The organism is Bradyrhizobium sp. STM 3557 (genome assembly GCF_045571465.1).
Lineage (GTDB): Bacteria > Pseudomonadota > Alphaproteobacteria > Rhizobiales > Xanthobacteraceae > Bradyrhizobium.
Genome location: NZ_CP120697.1, coordinates 3,621,572 through 3,636,661, shown reverse-complemented (window position 1 = coordinate 3,636,661; position 15,090 = coordinate 3,621,572). Strand labels below are relative to the sequence as shown.

19 protein-coding genes are annotated in these 15,090 nt (G+C 63.2%); 13 read left to right on the top strand and 6 right to left on the bottom strand.

The features are described 5' to 3' along the window. Nucleotides 1-21: 21 nt before the first annotated feature. A complete protein-coding gene (locus P6U24_RS16455) occupies nt 22-411 on the bottom strand; it encodes a DUF2946 family protein (RefSeq protein ID WP_407160116.1) in 390 nt (129 codons plus the stop codon). A 742-nt stretch (nt 412-1,153) separates the two neighbouring features. On the opposite strand from P6U24_RS16455, the gene P6U24_RS16450 reads away from it, so the two are divergent. From P6U24_RS16450 to P6U24_RS16425, 6 genes are all read left to right on the top strand, one after another. After that, nucleotides 1,154-2,173, top strand: coding sequence for a sugar ABC transporter substrate-binding protein (locus tag P6U24_RS16450; RefSeq protein ID WP_407160115.1), 1,020 nt, complete (start codon nt 1,154-1,156; stop codon nt 2,171-2,173). A 9-nt stretch (nt 2,174-2,182) separates the two neighbouring features. Further along, a complete protein-coding gene (locus P6U24_RS16445) occupies nt 2,183-3,688 on the top strand; it encodes a sugar ABC transporter ATP-binding protein (protein WP_407160114.1) in 1,506 nt (501 codons plus the stop codon). 10 nt (nt 3,689-3,698) lie between these two features. Further along, a complete protein-coding gene (locus tag P6U24_RS16440) occupies nt 3,699-4,733 on the top strand; it encodes an ABC transporter permease (protein ID WP_407160113.1) in 1,035 nt (344 codons plus the stop codon). A gap of 84 nt (nt 4,734-4,817) precedes the next feature. Continuing rightward, on the top strand, nt 4,818-5,906 hold the full coding sequence (locus tag P6U24_RS16435; protein ID WP_407160112.1) for an MFS transporter: 1,089 nt from the start codon (nt 4,818-4,820) through the stop codon (nt 5,904-5,906). Next, nucleotides 5,903-6,034 carry a hypothetical protein gene (locus P6U24_RS16430; protein ID WP_407160111.1) on the top strand — a complete coding sequence of 44 codons (132 nt, stop codon included), beginning with the start codon at nt 5,903-5,905 and terminating at the stop codon, nt 6,032-6,034. Before P6U24_RS16435 ends, P6U24_RS16430 begins: the two co-directional genes overlap by 4 nt. A 123-nt stretch (nt 6,035-6,157) precedes the next feature. Then, a complete protein-coding gene (locus P6U24_RS16425) occupies nt 6,158-6,532 on the top strand; it encodes a hypothetical protein (RefSeq protein WP_407160110.1) in 375 nt (124 codons plus the stop codon). 152 nt (nt 6,533-6,684) lie between these two features. On the opposite strand, the gene P6U24_RS16420 is transcribed toward P6U24_RS16425, so the two are convergent. Continuing rightward, nucleotides 6,685-7,383, bottom strand: coding sequence for a methyltransferase family protein (locus tag P6U24_RS16420; protein ID WP_407160109.1), 699 nt, complete (start codon nt 7,381-7,383; stop codon nt 6,685-6,687). 96 nt (nt 7,384-7,479) lie between these two features. Here P6U24_RS16420 and P6U24_RS16415 point away from each other — a divergent pair, with 96 nt between their 5' ends. After that, nucleotides 7,480-7,926 (top strand): GbsR/MarR family transcriptional regulator, encoded by a 447-nt coding sequence (locus P6U24_RS16415; RefSeq protein ID WP_407160108.1) that lies wholly within the window; start codon nt 7,480-7,482, stop codon nt 7,924-7,926. 67 nt (nt 7,927-7,993) lie between these two features. Then, nucleotides 7,994-8,677 (top strand): methyltransferase family protein, encoded by a 684-nt coding sequence (locus P6U24_RS16410; protein WP_407160107.1) that lies wholly within the window; start codon nt 7,994-7,996, stop codon nt 8,675-8,677. 14 nt (nt 8,678-8,691) lie between these two features. On the opposite strand, the gene P6U24_RS16405 is transcribed toward P6U24_RS16410, so the two are convergent. Continuing rightward, the gene (locus P6U24_RS16405; RefSeq protein WP_407160106.1) at nt 8,692-9,498 is read right to left on the bottom strand and encodes an SDR family oxidoreductase; all 807 of its coding nucleotides are present in this window, start codon (nt 9,496-9,498) and stop codon (nt 8,692-8,694) included. Nucleotides 9,499-10,306: 808 nt separating this feature from the next. Between P6U24_RS16405 and P6U24_RS16400 the strand changes: the two genes are divergently transcribed. Both P6U24_RS16400 and P6U24_RS16395 read left to right on the top strand, forming a co-directional pair. Next, on the top strand, nt 10,307-10,504 hold the full coding sequence (locus P6U24_RS16400) for a hypothetical protein (RefSeq protein ID WP_407160105.1): 198 nt from the start codon (nt 10,307-10,309) through the stop codon (nt 10,502-10,504). Between the two features lie 47 nt (nt 10,505-10,551). Then, complete coding sequence (locus tag P6U24_RS16395) at nt 10,552-11,151, top strand: hypothetical protein (protein WP_407160104.1); 600 nt, start codon at nt 10,552-10,554, stop codon at nt 11,149-11,151. A gap of 202 nt (nt 11,152-11,353) precedes the next feature. Here P6U24_RS16395 and P6U24_RS16390 read toward each other — a convergent pair whose 3' ends face one another. Continuing rightward, nucleotides 11,354-11,692, bottom strand: a complete 339-nt coding sequence (locus tag P6U24_RS16390) for a hypothetical protein (protein ID WP_407160103.1) — start codon at nt 11,690-11,692, stop codon at nt 11,354-11,356. Between the two features lie 96 nt (nt 11,693-11,788). On the opposite strand from P6U24_RS16390, the gene P6U24_RS16385 reads away from it, so the two are divergent. The 3 genes from P6U24_RS16385 (at nt 11,789) to P6U24_RS16375 (ending at nt 13,752) form a co-directional block, all read left to right on the top strand. Next, entirely contained in the window at nt 11,789-12,994 is a 1,206-nt protein-coding gene (locus tag P6U24_RS16385; RefSeq protein ID WP_407160102.1) for a M20/M25/M40 family metallo-hydrolase, read from the top strand. A 119-nt stretch (nt 12,995-13,113) separates the two neighbouring features. Beyond that, nucleotides 13,114-13,311, top strand: a complete 198-nt coding sequence (locus P6U24_RS16380) for a hypothetical protein (protein ID WP_407160101.1) — start codon at nt 13,114-13,116, stop codon at nt 13,309-13,311. A 3-nt stretch (nt 13,312-13,314) separates the two neighbouring features. After that, nucleotides 13,315-13,752 (top strand): type II toxin-antitoxin system VapC family toxin, encoded by a 438-nt coding sequence (locus P6U24_RS16375; protein ID WP_407160100.1) that lies wholly within the window; start codon nt 13,315-13,317, stop codon nt 13,750-13,752. On the opposite strand, the gene P6U24_RS16370 is transcribed toward P6U24_RS16375, so the two are convergent. After that, the gene (locus P6U24_RS16370) at nt 13,728-14,081 is read right to left on the bottom strand and encodes a DUF1778 domain-containing protein (protein ID WP_407160099.1); all 354 of its coding nucleotides are present in this window, start codon (nt 14,079-14,081) and stop codon (nt 13,728-13,730) included. The genes P6U24_RS16375 and P6U24_RS16370 overlap by 25 nt on opposite strands. An 89-nt stretch (nt 14,082-14,170) precedes the next feature. Next, nucleotides 14,171-15,052, bottom strand: a complete 882-nt coding sequence (locus P6U24_RS16365) for a hypothetical protein (protein WP_407160098.1) — start codon at nt 15,050-15,052, stop codon at nt 14,171-14,173. Nucleotides 15,053-15,090 lie beyond the last annotated feature (38 nt).

Here is a 15,090-nt window from a genome sequence, read left to right as displayed (position 1 = left end):
CGGCCGCCAGGCCGCGACGCTTCACGCGACTACAGGCGGAGCGCGCGCCTTCGCATTGGAGCCGATGCGCGACGCCGCGAGCACGAATGCGCTGGCGTGCCAGACGACGCGACGGACTTCGAGGATGGGAGCGGCGAATGCGACGGACTGAGGTGTATCCAGCGCCGCCCCCGTCTGCGCGGCACAGCAGAGCGCGCAGGCATCGTGGACGTGCTGTCCGCTCTGATTGTCGCTGGCCGGAGCGCCGCTCGGGTCGCTATGGCAAATCTCGAGGCTGCGTAGCGGGTCGGATGCGGCAAATGCAGCCGTCCAGGTCGCGCCGATCGGTGCGAGGATCTGCACCATCAGCGCGATCAGCAGGATCGGGAAAAATCCGTGCAGCCGCTGCCGCATCAAAGTCCACCAATTCAATGGTCCCCTCGTACGCCTGCGACGGCAGCGAGTCGAGGACGCGTCGCGCATTTGCCGATGTTTGGCGCACGATTGGTGCAGAGGCGCCACGAGGGGGACCGCGCCGTCTGCCTGAAAAATATTCCCTGGCCGACTAAAACGGAATCGCCCTACAATATTACCCTTATCTAAGTTATGTTACAGCTGAAATATTCCGCCCTCGGATTAGTTCGCGATCATTTCGCAAACTGCGCGAATTTTGAACAATCGTTGCCGAAAAGGATGACAAGCGTAAAAAGATCGTCTACCACTTGAGGCTCAGGCCGACGCACTTGCCGAAGTCTGGTGGTCCAAGTCTCGGGAGGAGCCCTGGCGCGCAAAAGCAGCGTCAACCCGCCAAAGAAGATCAAATCTGAACTAGCGGGATTACAAAGGGTCGACACAATTTCCGAGCAGGGCCCGCTGCCCTGCTCATTTTTTTGAGCCAGGCGGATATGGATTGCGCCGCGCCGTATATGGACGATGGCCTGTGAACGCCGTGTGAATGCTCGCCGCGCTCACCCTCTCGCGCTCTTTTTTCCACATCGCATCGATGCGATCCGAATGGTCCAGCGCCTGCTCTGGTGCCAGATGGATCATCCGCCCCGACGCAGCGCACAACATCCATCTGTAGCTTGATGCGGCAGGTTGTGAAACACTCGCTATTGTGGCGGATGCGATCAACGACACCGCCGAACAAACAATGGGAACAGGGAGCGGGTTAATGTCAGGGACGGAAAAATCCACGACGAGGCGCGATCTTCTTCAGGCGGCCACCGCCGCCGGCACGGCGGCGGCCCTGCTCGGCGGGCTGGGCATCAACCCGGTGCTCGCAGCCGAGATGGGACGCTCGGAGAAGCCGCTCAAGGCCGCTTTCTCCAATGCCGGTCTGCAGGCGACCTGGTGCGCCCAGGGTAAGCAGGCCGCGGAATGGTGGGGCAAGCTGCTCAATGTCGAGGTCACCTGGTTCGACGGCCAGCTCGACGCGGTGAAGCAACGCGCCGCGATCGACAATATGGCGTCGCAAAAATGGGATTTCGTCGCGATCCAGGCCTTCGGCATCGGCACGCTGACCCAGCCGGTGCAGAAAATGATCGACGCCGGCATCCCGGTGATCGACATGGACACGCTGATCGCCCCGCTCGATCAGATCAACGTGCACTCCTTCCTCGCCCCGGATAATGAGTTCATGGGCGCCTCGGTGACGCAGGCGCTGGTCAATGCGCTCAACGGCAAGGGCAAGATCATCATGACGCAGGGCGCGCTGGGCCATACCGGTGCGCAGGGCCGCGCCAAAGGCTTCGAGTCGGTCGTCAAACAGTATCCCGGAATCGAGGTGCTCGACACCCAGCCGGCGGACTGGGACGTCTCCAAGACGGCACGGCTGTGGGAGACCTATCTCACCAAATATCCGCAGATCGACGCCGCCTTCTTCCACAATGATGACATGGCGCTCGCCGCCTACAACATCATGAAGGCGCGCAACCGCACCAACATCCTGATCGGCGGCGTGGACGCGATGCCGCCGGCGATTCAGGCGGTCAGCGAGGGTCGCATGTTCGCGACCGTGCGCAACCCCTCCTGCCGCATCCATGGCGGTGCGATCATCGCCGGAGTCGCCGCCGTGACCGCGGGCGAGAAGAGCGGCCAGGGCATTCCGAAGAGCGTCGTCACCGATGGTCCCGTGGTGACCAAGAACAACGCAGCCGGCATGCAGTGGATGGAGGATCACTTCCTGATCTGAGCAAGTCCCATGTCGCAGAGCCGCCCGCCTCTTCTCGAGCTGCAGGACATCACCAAGGCGTTCGGCGGCGTGACGGCGCTGCGTGGCGTCGACTTCACGCTTCTCCCCGGCGAGATCCACGGTCTCGTCGGCGAGAACGGCGCCGGCAAGAGCACGCTGATGAAGATCATCGCCGGCGTGCATCCGGAGTTCGCCGGCCGCTTCCTGCTCGACGGCCACGAGCACCGTTTTCGCTCGACCCGCGACGCCCGCGCCGCGGGCATCGCGATGGTGCATCAGGAGCTCTCGGTCGCGCCTGACCTGACCGTTGCGGAGAATGTTTTTCTCGGGACCCAGCCGACCAACCGTTTCGGCCTGGTGCAATGGCGGCGGATGGCGCGCGAGGCGGCCGAGCAGCTCAAGAAGCTCGGCATCGATGCCGATCCGATGGCGCGGCTCGGCGATCTACCGATCGGGCTGCAGCAGCTGATCGAGATCGCGCGCGTGCTGTTCTCCGGCGCCCGCATCATCATCCTGGACGAGCCGACCTCGGCGCTGTCGCCGCCCGAGGTCGAGCGGCTGTTTGCGACGCTGCGCCGGCTGCGTGACCAGGGCACGGGCATCGTCTTCATCTCGCATTTCATCGAGGAAATCCTGCTGATCTCCGACCAGGTCACGGTATTTCGCAACGGCCGCAAGGTGATGGAGACGAAGGCGGCCGCGACCAGCAAGGCCGCGCTCATCGAAGCCATGATTGGCAAGGGCCGCGACGCGCTGGAGGAGACCTATACCCACGACATCACCCTGCCCGCCCCGCCGGCCGGCCAACCCGTGGTGGTTGCCGCGCAAGACCTGTCGCTGGCACGCAGCCTGAAGCAGGTCTCGTTCAATGTACGCGCCGGCGAGGTGCTCGGCGTCTACGGCTTCATGGGCTGCGGTCAATTGGAGCTCGCGCGCATCCTGTTCGGCAAGCTCGCGCCTGACCAGGGGCGGCTGGTCGTCGCTGGCCGACCTGCGTCCTTTCACAACACCGCCGACGCCCGCCGCGCCGGCATCGCCTTCGTGCCCGAGAGCCGGCGCGACATGCTGTTCCACCAGGAGCCGGTCTACAAGAACGTCTCGGTCAGCATTCTCGACCGCATCGGTGCGCTGCTCTTAAGGCCCGCGCGCGAACGCAGCATCGCCAAGCGTCAGGTCGAGCAGCTGCAGATCCGCCCCGCCGATGTCGAGATCGATCTCGGCCTGCTCTCGGGCGGCAATCAGCAGAAGGTCGCGCTGGCGAAATGGCTGACGCATCCGCCGCGGCTCCTGGTGCTTTGCGAGCCGACCCGCGGCATGGATGTCGGCGCCAAGAGCGACGTGATCCAAATCGTGCGCCAGTTGCGCGACCAGGGCATCGCCGTCATCGTGCTCTCGACCGAGCCGGAGACGGTGCTGTCGCTCGCCGACCGCATCATCGTGCTCAAGCGCGGCGAGGTCGTGCGCGAGTTTGCAGGCGAGACCATCAGCAAGGACCGTCTGCTCGAGGCGGCGTAGGGAGACGGCGATGACGAGTGAAGGGGTGCCGATGTCCAAGGCTCACGCGCATCGGACCGGGCGGATTGCGACGCTGCTGCGCTCGCAGATGCGCAACATCGCGCCATTCCTGACGCTGATCTGCCTCAGCCTCTTCTTCGCCGTCGCAAGCCCCTCCTTTGCGACCATCGATAATGTCGGCAACATCCTGACCCAGGTGTCGGTCACCGGCATCATCGCCGTCGGTCTCACCTTCGTGATCCTGTGCGCCGAGATCGACCTGTCGATCGCCAGCATCGCGAACGTCACCGGCATCGCGGTTGCGTACTTCACGGCGCAGGAATCCTACGTCAACATCGCTAACATTCCGCTGCCGGGCTTCGCCGCCATCCTGCTTGCGCTTTTGCTCTGCGCCGCGCTCGGCCTCGTCAACGCCTTCGGATTGACGGTGGTCGGCATCCCATCCTTCATCATGACCTTGGCGATGATGCAGATCGCAGCCGGCATCTCGGCGCTGCTGGTGCGCGGCCAGATCGCCTACAAGGTCCCGAGCCTGATCGCGACGCTCGGATCGAGTTCGGTCGCCGGCATTCCCTGGATCGTGATCGTGGCCGCGATCATGCTGCTCGCCGGCCATCTCGTGCTGACCTATACGCGCTTCGGCCGGTACGTCTACATGGTCGGCGGCAACCGTGAGGCGGCCGAATATTCCGGGTTGAACGTCAAGCTGATCCTGGGCAGCGTGATGGTGATCTCGGCCGTCTGCTCCGGGATCGGCGGCATGCTCGGCGTGGCGCATTTTGGCAGCGCCCAGCAGAACGAATTTGACACCTATCTGCTCGATTCCATCGCTGCTGTCGTGGTCGGCGGCACCAGTCTCTTTGGCGGCCGCGGCGGCATCGGCAACACCATCGTCGGCCTGTTCGTGCTCGGCGTGCTCAACAACGGCCTCGATCACGTCAATATCGACAGCTTCCTGAAGATCCTGATCCGCGGCCTGATCCTGCTCGCCGCGCTGGTCATCAATGTCTATGCGCAGCGGCTGCGCGCCAAAGCGGCGGACTGATCCGCCGGGGTTCGGCGATGAACTCGACCGCGCCTGTGCCGTTATCGATGTCGATCCGCAACTCCCGGCCGGAAGTCGACGTCGATGACGAGGAGCAGGCGACAGCCAAATGACAGCCATGCCACGCGGCTGTGGCCCTTGCTCGCCGTCAATTTCTTCATGGCGGACATGCAGTCGGGCATCGGCCCGTTCCTGAGCGTGTTCCTGATCGAGCGCGGCTGGACCAGCGGCCTGATCGGCACTGCGCTCAGCATCGGCAACGTCGCGGGCATGCTGATCACGACGCCCATTGGCGGCTTCATCGATGCCTCGCATCACAAGCGCGCCTGGGTCATCGTGCCTGGAGTGGCGGTCGTGCTGGCCTCCTCGGTCATCCTGCTCTGGCAGAATTTCTGGGCCGTCGCCGCTTCGCAAGTGGCGACCTCGATCGCGAGCGCGGCGATCGTGCCTGCCGTCACCGGCATCACGCTCGGCATGGTCGGACAGAGAGGCTTCAATCGGCAGAACGGCCGCAACCAGGCCTTCAACCATGCCGGCAACATGGTCGGCGCGGCGGCATCCGGGCTGCTCGGCTGGAAGCTCGGCTATTTCTGGGTGTTCGCGCTGGCGGCGCTGTTCGGGGCCATCACGGTCGCCTGCGTGCTCCTGATCCGCCCTGATACGATCAACGACCACGCCGCGCGCGGCAACAAGGAGGATGATTCCAAGAGCCAGCCCGGCGCAATGACGGTGCTGCTGCGGCACAAGCCGCTGCTGGTGCTGGGCCTTGCGCTGGCGCTCTTCCATCTCGGCAACGCGGCGATCATCCCGATCTTCGGCATGTCGGCGGTGTCGGGTGGCAAGGCCAATGGTCCGGGCTTCGTCGCCACCACGGTCGTGATCGCCCAGGGCGTCATGGTGATCGCCTCGCTGATTGCCATGCAGGTCGCCGAGAAGCGCAATTACTGGCTGATCCTGCTGATCTCGTTTCTCGTGCTGCCGCTGCGCGGCGTCATCGCTTTTTTCTTTGGCGGCTGGTCCGGCGTGGTGCCGGTCGAGATTCTCGACGGAATCGGCACGGGCCTGCAGAGCGTCGCCGTGCCCGGCATGGTGCGCGCTCGCTGTATGGCACCGGCCGCGTCAATCTCGGGCAAGGCGCCGTCATCACCGTCCAGGGCGTCGGCGCCGCGGTGAGCCCGGCGCTGGGCGGCTGGGTCGCGCACTGGATCGGATATTCCCCGAGCTTTCTCGTGCTCGGCGGCCTCGGCCTGCTCGCGGCTGGCGCGTGGGTCGTGCTCGGCGCTGCGGTGAAAGAATATTAGCATCGATGACCCGCGCGTGCCTTGTTCCAATGACGCGAGCCAGACAGAAGCCCCGGAACTCCGGCCGAAGCCAAGGGTTCTAGGGACATCCGCCGATGATGGCGCATTCACTGGAGGCCCGACATGTCGAACCCGAAGACTCAGTTGCTCGGCCGCACGGCCGTAATCGCTTCGCTGACCGCGCTTGCGATCGGCGCACTCACCCCGACCAGCGCCGACGCGCGGCATCTGCGCTGGCATGGCGGCGGTCCGGCGGTTGGCGCGGCTCTCGCGGCCGGCGCGATCGGCACCGGTCTGGCGATCGCCGCGAGCCGCGACGCCTATGCCTACTACGATGGTCCGGTCTATGGCGGCCCGGCCTATTATGATGCGGGTCCGGTGTATTACGGCCCGCCGGCCTACGGCTACTATCGTGCCGGCGATTATCCGTACCAGGTCTATGGCGGCGACAGCCCGTACACAGTGTGCGGCCAAGCCACCACCTGGAACTGCCGCTAAGCGATGCTGAGCTGCAGCGAGGCGCGACGCCGGGCACTTCGTTGTCCGGCGCCGCCGCACGACGCCTCGGCCGAACGTTCGTGATCCTTTGATAGCGCCCCTCTCGCAAGCGAGGACGCGGGGAAATGTGAGCTTGTGAGCTTCCGCCCACATCAGTAAATCCACGGCACGAGGCGCCAAGTCCGCGCGAAGTAGTCGTCATACTCCTTCCCGAAATGCTCACGCAGCAACCGTTCCTCCGCGTGGATGCGCGGGACGAGAGGAATCAACAGCAGCAGAGCGAGTAGCACGCCCACGACCGAGCGGAATGCGAGCGCCCAACCGACGGCCGACACCAGCATGCCGAGATAGCTTGGGTTGCGAATAACAGCGTAAATGCCGCGCGTTTCGAGCTTGTGGTCGGCCTGGATCGCCACCAACCCGCTAAAGCGGTTTTTCAGCAGGAACACCGGAACGAGCCTGAGCGTGCTGCCGGCGACGCAGACAGCGACGCCGAACCAGCGCACGGCGTCTCCGTCGATGGTCCAGAAGTCGATGCGGTCGGTGTAGGCCGAGACATAGGCCATCAAGAGCGCGATGACCAGGAATGCGAAGAGGACCCAGCGGTCGCTCCTGTCCTCTCTCTCCCCGGAACTCAGGCCGCTGCTTCCCGAAAACATCGCAACGACGATAAAGAGAAGAGTGACCAAGGCGAGCACGCGAAGCGCGGGATGCGCGAAGAACGCGCTCCATCCGCCCCAAGCCCAGATGGCTAATCCGAACTGGACGGCGGCCGTCAGGAAGCCGGCGACGAGTATCGTGATCGCGGTTGCCACACCGCCCGCCCTTGGCCTTATTGCCGTTTCGCTCATGGCTGCCGCATCCCTTGCTCAAGAAGCGCCAAAAGGAGATTGCACTGCTGCCGCATCAAATTGTATATTCGGAATATGCCGAATATACCGAATAAGATGGGCAAGGACAAGCGCTTCATCGAGGACGTGACGCGCCTGTTCACGCCTTGGGGCGTGCCGCCCGTTGCCGCCCGTCTCTACGGGTATCTGCTCCTTTGCCCTCGCCCGGTCAGCCTCGACGAGATCACCGAGGATCTTGAGATCAGCAAGAGCAGCGCAAGCGTGGCCGCTCGGCTCCTGGAGAGCTACACGCTGGCGCGTCGCCATAGCGAAGCCGGAACAAAGCGCGCGCTCTATGCGGTCGCCGACGATTACGAAGCCATGATCCGGCAACAGAACCAGCTGCTCGAGGCATTGGCCGAGCAGCTGAACGCCGGAGCCGGAATCGCCGCGTCCAAGACGGTCAGCGCGCGCCTCGAGGAGATGGCGGATTTCTACCGGGTGATGCGTGAGGCCATGGAGGACGCGATGCGACGCTGGAAACGCAGCCGGCGACCGCGATGAGTTACGAACTCCCCGCGACGGCGCATGCGCCGCGGAATCATCGGCAGCTTCGAGGGAGCGGCAAGACATGAGTCTCTTTCTGAATCTCGTTGTCCAGACGATCGCCTGGTTCGGCTTTATGGGCGTCATCATCTTCGGCGCTGCGGGGACACTGCACTACGCCGGCGGGTGGCTCTATCTCGGTGAAATGGTTGCCTTCTCAATGATTTTTGGAGCGTACGCGATGCGCGTCGATCCCGGCCTCCTTCGGGAGCGCCTGAAGCCGCCGCTCCAGAAGGAGCAGCCGCTCGCGGACAAGCTGGTGCTGATCCCGTTCCTGCTCCTCGTATTCGGAGCCATCGGCTTCATGGCAGCGGATGCTGCGCGTTGGCGCTGGTCAATGATGCCGCCTGCCGTGCAGTGGTCGGGATGCGGCCTGCTCCTGGCTGCGCTTTTGTTCATGTGCTGGACCTTGCGCACGAACAGCTTCGCCGCGCCCGTGGTCAAGATACAGAAAGAGCGCGGGCAGACGGTCGTCACGACCGGCCCCTATGCGATCGTCCGCCATCCGATGTATCTCGGCGCAATCCTGTACTTTGCGAGCACCTCGCTCGTGCTCGGCTCGTGGTGGGGGCTTGCGACAATCCCCATTCTCGCGCTCCTGCTCGGCATCCGCATCGTCATCGAAGAAGCGACCCTGCGCAGCGGCCTCGAAGGCTACCACGATTATGCGCGTCGCGTGCGCTGGCGCATGCTTCCGTACGTGTGGTGACATCACACCCCCGATCACGCCTGCTGGGTGGGATAGAGGGTGAGAATGTTGACGTTGACCCTGCGCGGTTGCGTCACTGCGTAGAGGATCGCGGTTGCGATGTCCTCGCTCTCGAGCTGCTCCATGTCTCCAAGCCTGTCCTCGACCGCCTGGCGCACGTCGGGGCGCATATGCGAGACGAACTCGGTCTTGACCGCGCCGGGCTCGATGCTTGTGACACGAATTCCATCCTTGCCCACTTCCCGCCGCAACGACTCGGCCATGGCGCTCGCCGCATGCTTGGTCCCCGAGTAGACGGTGGACGGATGAATGTACCTGCCCGTGCCGGAAGACACGATCACGATATGCCCGCCGGCCTGCCGCTTCATGATCGGCAGCGCGGCATGGATGCCGTAGAGCAGGCCCAGGAAGTTGAGCTCGATCATCTGCCTGTATTCCGCGGGAGTCGTGTTCTGAAACGGCGCCGCCACACCCACTCCTGCGGCCGCGACCAGAATGTCCAGCCGGCCGTATTCGCTCAGAACGGTCTCGACTGTCCTGTCGACCTGCGCCTCGTCCGTGACGTCGGCCTGAATCGGGAGCACCTCGCCGCCGCCGTCTCGTAACTGCTTAGCGAGAGCTTCGAGGCGCTCGCGGCGGCGCGCCACCAAGCCGACACGCGCGCCTTCGGCGGCGAGCGCAGCGGCCGTTGCCGCTCCGATCCCCGAGGAAGCGCCCGTGACCAGCGCCACGCGTCCGCTCAGTTTGCCCGTCTGCATGTTCATCTCCTCAATATTGGGCGGCGTGACCAATCGACTCAAAGAAGTGCGACGGCCTGCCATTCCATCAGCTCTGGTTGCATCATGATGGGCTCGCAGCCTCCTGCTCAACTTGTCAAATGGCGCGGAGGTCACAGGTTCGCGATCTCGCGGCACGATGCGCCCGAGCTTTGCATCAATCGACCCCTCTTTCTGAAGAAGAGGGTGCAGGGAAGGCCGGGTATCGGCTGATACCCGCGGTCCGCGTGCAGCAAAAAAGCACGCGGCAGAACCACAGGTTCAGCCCAATAACCGGCCTTCCCTGCGCGATGGTTTAGCGGCTTATACGTACTCTCCCCGGGGACCGGCTTGATTGCCCCCGTCGCGTTGCGGATCATCCGCCGCAAAGCTTGACCTCAGCACCGGGAGGCCAGGACCACACGATTTCACCGTCGCATCGATCTGTTCGTCCGCCTGATGAGATCAAGCTGCAAACCGACGCGCCCACCGCATCCCGGGCTCAACGTTCGTGACGATCGCGAAGCGCCCCTCTTGTGAGCCGGGACGCCGGGAAATGTGAACTCGATTTGCCCGACGGCACAAGCCGAGCCACATGCGGCAAACTGGCACGACGGGCAATTTAGGCATGACGCGTATGCAGAAACTGCCCGTCGTGCAGCCGGCGGTCAGCATGCCCTGATTGCTTGAGCGCCTTTGATGCGCGCATCTGCCGACGATCGGCCGGGTGATGCAATGCTGATACAGGGGACGAATTCGCGCGGGCGGGACACGCCAACACCCTTCGATTGCCCCATTCTCGTCGTATTCCGCCGGTCAGGTCATGCCATCGAGGAAGGGGCTGGGGCACTGTCCAACCTCGAGGAGATGTCGAGTGAAGAAATTCGCGATTGCCGCGGGCGCCGTGCTCGCGCTGGTGACCGTGGCCCATGCTGCGGACCTGCCGCATCCGCAACCGGTCTATGACCAACCCGCCTTCGGCAAGATGCCGATCGGGAAAGCTCCGATCGGCAAGAGCCCGGTCGGCAAGGCGCCGGTGGTCCCCCCGCCTGTGGTCCGCCGCAGCTACTGAGCGCGATCAGTCCCCTGCGCCATCATTCATCTCGGGGCGTGCTTGCCATGCAGCGTTCGTGTCTGGCCGGAATACTCTCGTTTGCGCTGCTGCTCCCGTGCGGTATGCAGACCGCATCCGCGCGGTCGGCGCACGCATCAGTCGGACATTCGAGCAAACCCAGCGCGCCCGAACGGCGCGCTTCCGAAGCCAAAGGGCCCTATTACGTCGACTTCAGAGCGCGCACTGCCGCGAGCTGGGGGCACGCGTTCGTCTGGTACGGCAAGACCAGCGAGCGGGCGGTCGAGGTGGCGGGCCTCACGCCGGCCGGCGATACGCTGGCCTACATGCTCGGTTATTTCACCTTCGTGCCATCCGAGACCGGCGCGAGCTATGGCGATCTCGATCCCGACTACCTGACCGCGAGCTACCGCGTTTATCTAAACGAAGCCGACGCCAAACGGGTGTTCGCCTACATCAAGAAACTGCAGGCGAGCTCGCCGGTGTGGAACGCCGAAACGACCAATTGCACCTCGTTCATTGGCAGCATCGCAAGCTTCATGGGTTTGCAGACGCCGGTGCGTTGGCGTCGTCCCGAGGACTACGTCAACAGCCTCCGCGAGATGAATGGCGGCCGCCAAATCGTGCGCCTGGCCGCGGAGCAATAGCCGCTCGCCCGGCTGCCCGCAGCCGCCATGGCCGGGCAAAAGCGCGCGTCTGCGCGCAGATGCTGGCCGTTCACGTTATGATCACTGCGGGTCGGGCGCAATGACGCTCTTGCTGAACGGGAATCAGCCGTAGAACCGGCGCTCGGCCGTCCCGTGTTCGCTCCGGCCGAACCTCGGCTTTACCGAACCAGCGAGTGCGCTGTCATCGTGATGCATCGCCAACCAGGCGGAGATTGATCCGGTCGATCAGCTGGAAACGGAGCCCTTCCGCTTCGGCCATCTGGGCCATCGTCTGTCGCAACGTGCTGACGTTCGATCCAAGCGACACGATTCCGCCCAGCACCGCGGCAATCGCCCCGATGGCGACGACCGGTGAAGACCCGAGCAGGCCCAGCATCATGCCAAGCAGCGAACCGGCACCAATTGCGATCGCCACCTTCGAGGCCAGGATGATTTTGCGGCAGCGCTCGGCAATGTCGCCGAGCTCGTCGAGTCGGGCTTCGATCCGCGAAATCTCATCGGTTGGCTCATCGTCGGCCATCAGAACGGATCCTAAGGATGCGCGCCGCGCTCGCTTGCGTCGGGGACGTCGGGACAGATACTTAGCGCAGTTTGCTCACGATTAAGGATTTTGTTCATGTCCATCGACGCCCAGGCCGCCACCGACCGCCTCATGCGCTTTCTAGCTATCGAGGGCGTGACCGGACAGGAGGCGGCGATCGGGCGCGAGATCACGGCCGCACTGCAGGAGAGCGGCGTGCCGGCCGATGCAATCCGCCTCGACGACGCCAACAGCCGCATTCCGCTGCCGACCGAGACCGGCAATTTGATCGTCGACCTGCCCGGCCGCGGCACCATGCACAACCAGCCGCGCATCATGTTCATGACCCACATGGACACCGTGCCGCTGTGCGCCGGCGCCAAGCCGAAGCTGGCGGGGCGCAAGATCGTCAACGAGGCCAAGACCGCGCTCGGCGGCGACAACCGCTGCGGCTGCGGCATTCTCGTCACCTTGGCGGCCGAGCTTGCGCGGCAAAAGCTCGATCATCCGCCGATCACGCTGCTGTTCTGCGTGCGCGAGGAGAGCGGGCTTTATGGCGCCCGCCACGTCAAGACCGACGATCTCGGTTCGCCAGTGATGGCCTTCAACTTCGACGGCAGCTCCGCCTCCAGCGTCACCATCGGCGCGGTCGGCGCCGACCGCTGGCAGGTCGAGATCTTCGGGCGCGCCTCCCATGCCGGTGTCGCGCCGGAGCGCGGCATCAGCGCGACCATGATCCTGGCGCTCGCGCTCGCTGAGGTGAAAGCCGGCGGCTGGTTCGGCAAGGTGGTGAAGGGCAAGGGCAAGGGCGCCAGACAAGGCACCAGCAATGTCGGCCCCGTCACCGGCGGCGATGGCCGCCCCGCAGGCGACGCCACCAATGTCGTCACCGACTACGTACACGTGCGCGGCGAGAGCCGCAGCCATGATGCGAAATTCTTCAGGGAGATCACGAAAGCCTACAAGACCGCGTTCGAGAACGCCGCCAAACGCGTCACCAACAGCGACGGCAAGTCGGGCCGCATCAAGTTCAAGGCCGAGACCGACTACTATCCGTTCCGCATGAAGGAGAGCCTGCCGGTGGTCAAGCGCGCGATCGCGGCGGTGTCTGATGTCGGCGGCCAGCCTTCCATCCGCGCCGGCAATGGCGGGCTGGATGCCAACTGGATGGTCCGCCACGGCGTCCCCACAGTGACCTTCGGCACCGGCCAGAACGAGCCGCATACGATCGACGAATGGATCAACCGCGACGAATACGAGCGGGCGTGTGCGCTGGCGGTAAGGCTGGCGACGATGGGGTGAGGGACGCGACGCCGTGGCTTCCCCCTCCTCACTTCGTGTGTACTCCTGTACAGCGAAATGTACTTTGGTAGGAATTGTGGTACACTGGCATTCGCAACCAGAACCACTACATTGCACCCATGGCAAAGACCGGCAAGCACGAGACCATCGGGTCATCCCAAACTGTCCGCAATACGAAAACCGGGCAGTTTGTAACCGTGCGCGGCGTCGGCGCCCTGAAGGGGCAGTTGTCGCTAAAGAAGGGCGTCGACCTGACGAAGCCAATCGCTTCGCAGGCGTTGAAGGGCGGCAAGTCGTCCGCTACGCACAAGCGCTGATCCTTGCCGGGCCTGTTGCTCGACACCCATGCACTGTTCTGGCTGGTCAGCGGCGAGGACACACTCACCAATCAAGCTCTTGTGGAGATCGGCCTCGCCCAGACCGCAGGCAATCTCTATGTCTCGCCCATCACGGCCTGGGAGCTTTCCGTCGCCACCCAGAAGCCGCGACAGACCGGACGCCCGCATCTCGGCCGTGATCCGGTCGACCGCTGGTTTCGAGAGGCGATCCGCGCGACGAGCGCGAAAATCATTCCGATCCATCAGACCATCGCACTGGAAGCAGCCAATGTGGTGCTTGAAACGGGCCACAAGGACCCTGGCGATTGCTACCTGATCGCGACGGCGCGTCGGAGACGAATTCCGATCGTGACCCGAGATGCCGTGCTGCAACGTATCTCTGCTGCCGACCCGCACTACCTCGCCATCATTGCCTGCTGACCATGATCCCGTAGCCCGACATGGAAGCCGCGGACGGGCCAGTTTGATTGGAGTCTCTGAGCTCGCGCCCGCCGCCCCGATGGCGTCATGGCCGGCTCGTCTCGGCCATCACGCGCCGAAAGTAAGATCTGATTACGCCCATCGATCGTCCACCGCGCATCCTGCATGCTGGCCAACACGAAATCGGTGATGCTCAGCCCCTGCAGCGCAGCCGCCCGCTCGATCAGCTCTTCTGCGCGGCGGCCACCCCGATCCTCCAGGCGCTCCCCGGACGCGGCCTGTTCGAGGCTTCGGACGTGGCTCCGTCTCCGGGAGCAACGCCCGGGCAATTGCTGGATAGTTCAAGGGTGGGCTGACTTGGGAGGCGTCGACGGAGGCCCGCAGGAGAAACTAAGTGCACTCTCGTCGCTATCCAAATCTAATGAAGGAACGACTTAATCTTCTCGAGATCCTTCAGCGCTGTCAGCTCGGCAATACGGAACAGCATAGAGCAGGTGTTACGTGCAAGATCACGATCAATCACCCCCTGTACGCTTGTGATGATTTCGTAGCTTCTCTCGCCGTAAAGATTTCGAACAACTTCCAGAAAAATATCGAGAATCACAACACACAGAGCGAGCGCCATAGCTCGGTAACGGATGGATGCATTGAGGATCGAAACTTGCCCTGACCGAATATCGATGAACTGACCATGTATGGCGTGCCCCCAATGAGAGAACGTCGAAAGGTATCCGTAAAGTTTTCCGGCCGGCTTGTACATACTCTTCATGTGAGAAATACACGATTGCGCCTTCAAATTCATGACATCATTTTCGTCTTGTGTGACGAAGGCCGTATTCGCCCAGGCCATCATCTCAAGGCAGAGGCGCAGAATTGGCAAAACCTCGAGTAGCAAGCCTCTATTCGACAGCATTCGAGCAGCATCCAGACTATGAGGTATCCTATAGAGAGTTAACTCCGCACCGAAGACTCCAAAGGTAGGTTGCTTGGCGTGCAATTCGCGCAAGCCCCTCATTAATTTCTCGACACTGTCTCGCAAAAAGTCGCTAGTAGCGTCCCCTAACGAGGCGGTTTCGTCCTCATACAAATCCGGTTCGACGTAACGCTTCAGCGTGTAGTCGATTGAGCTCAACTGCATCTGATAAGATATGACGGCAGCAACAATCCGTCGCCGAAACTCAGGCGTGCTCTTCCTAAGCATTCCGACCGGATATCCGACGCCCTGGCCGATCACGAGATCCAAATCCACCGCGGATTGGATTTGGAAATCCTTTGCCCATAGTCGATTGTCAATAGCCAAATGGTAGCCCCAAAGTCCTAAGCCAAATTAGGATTCCC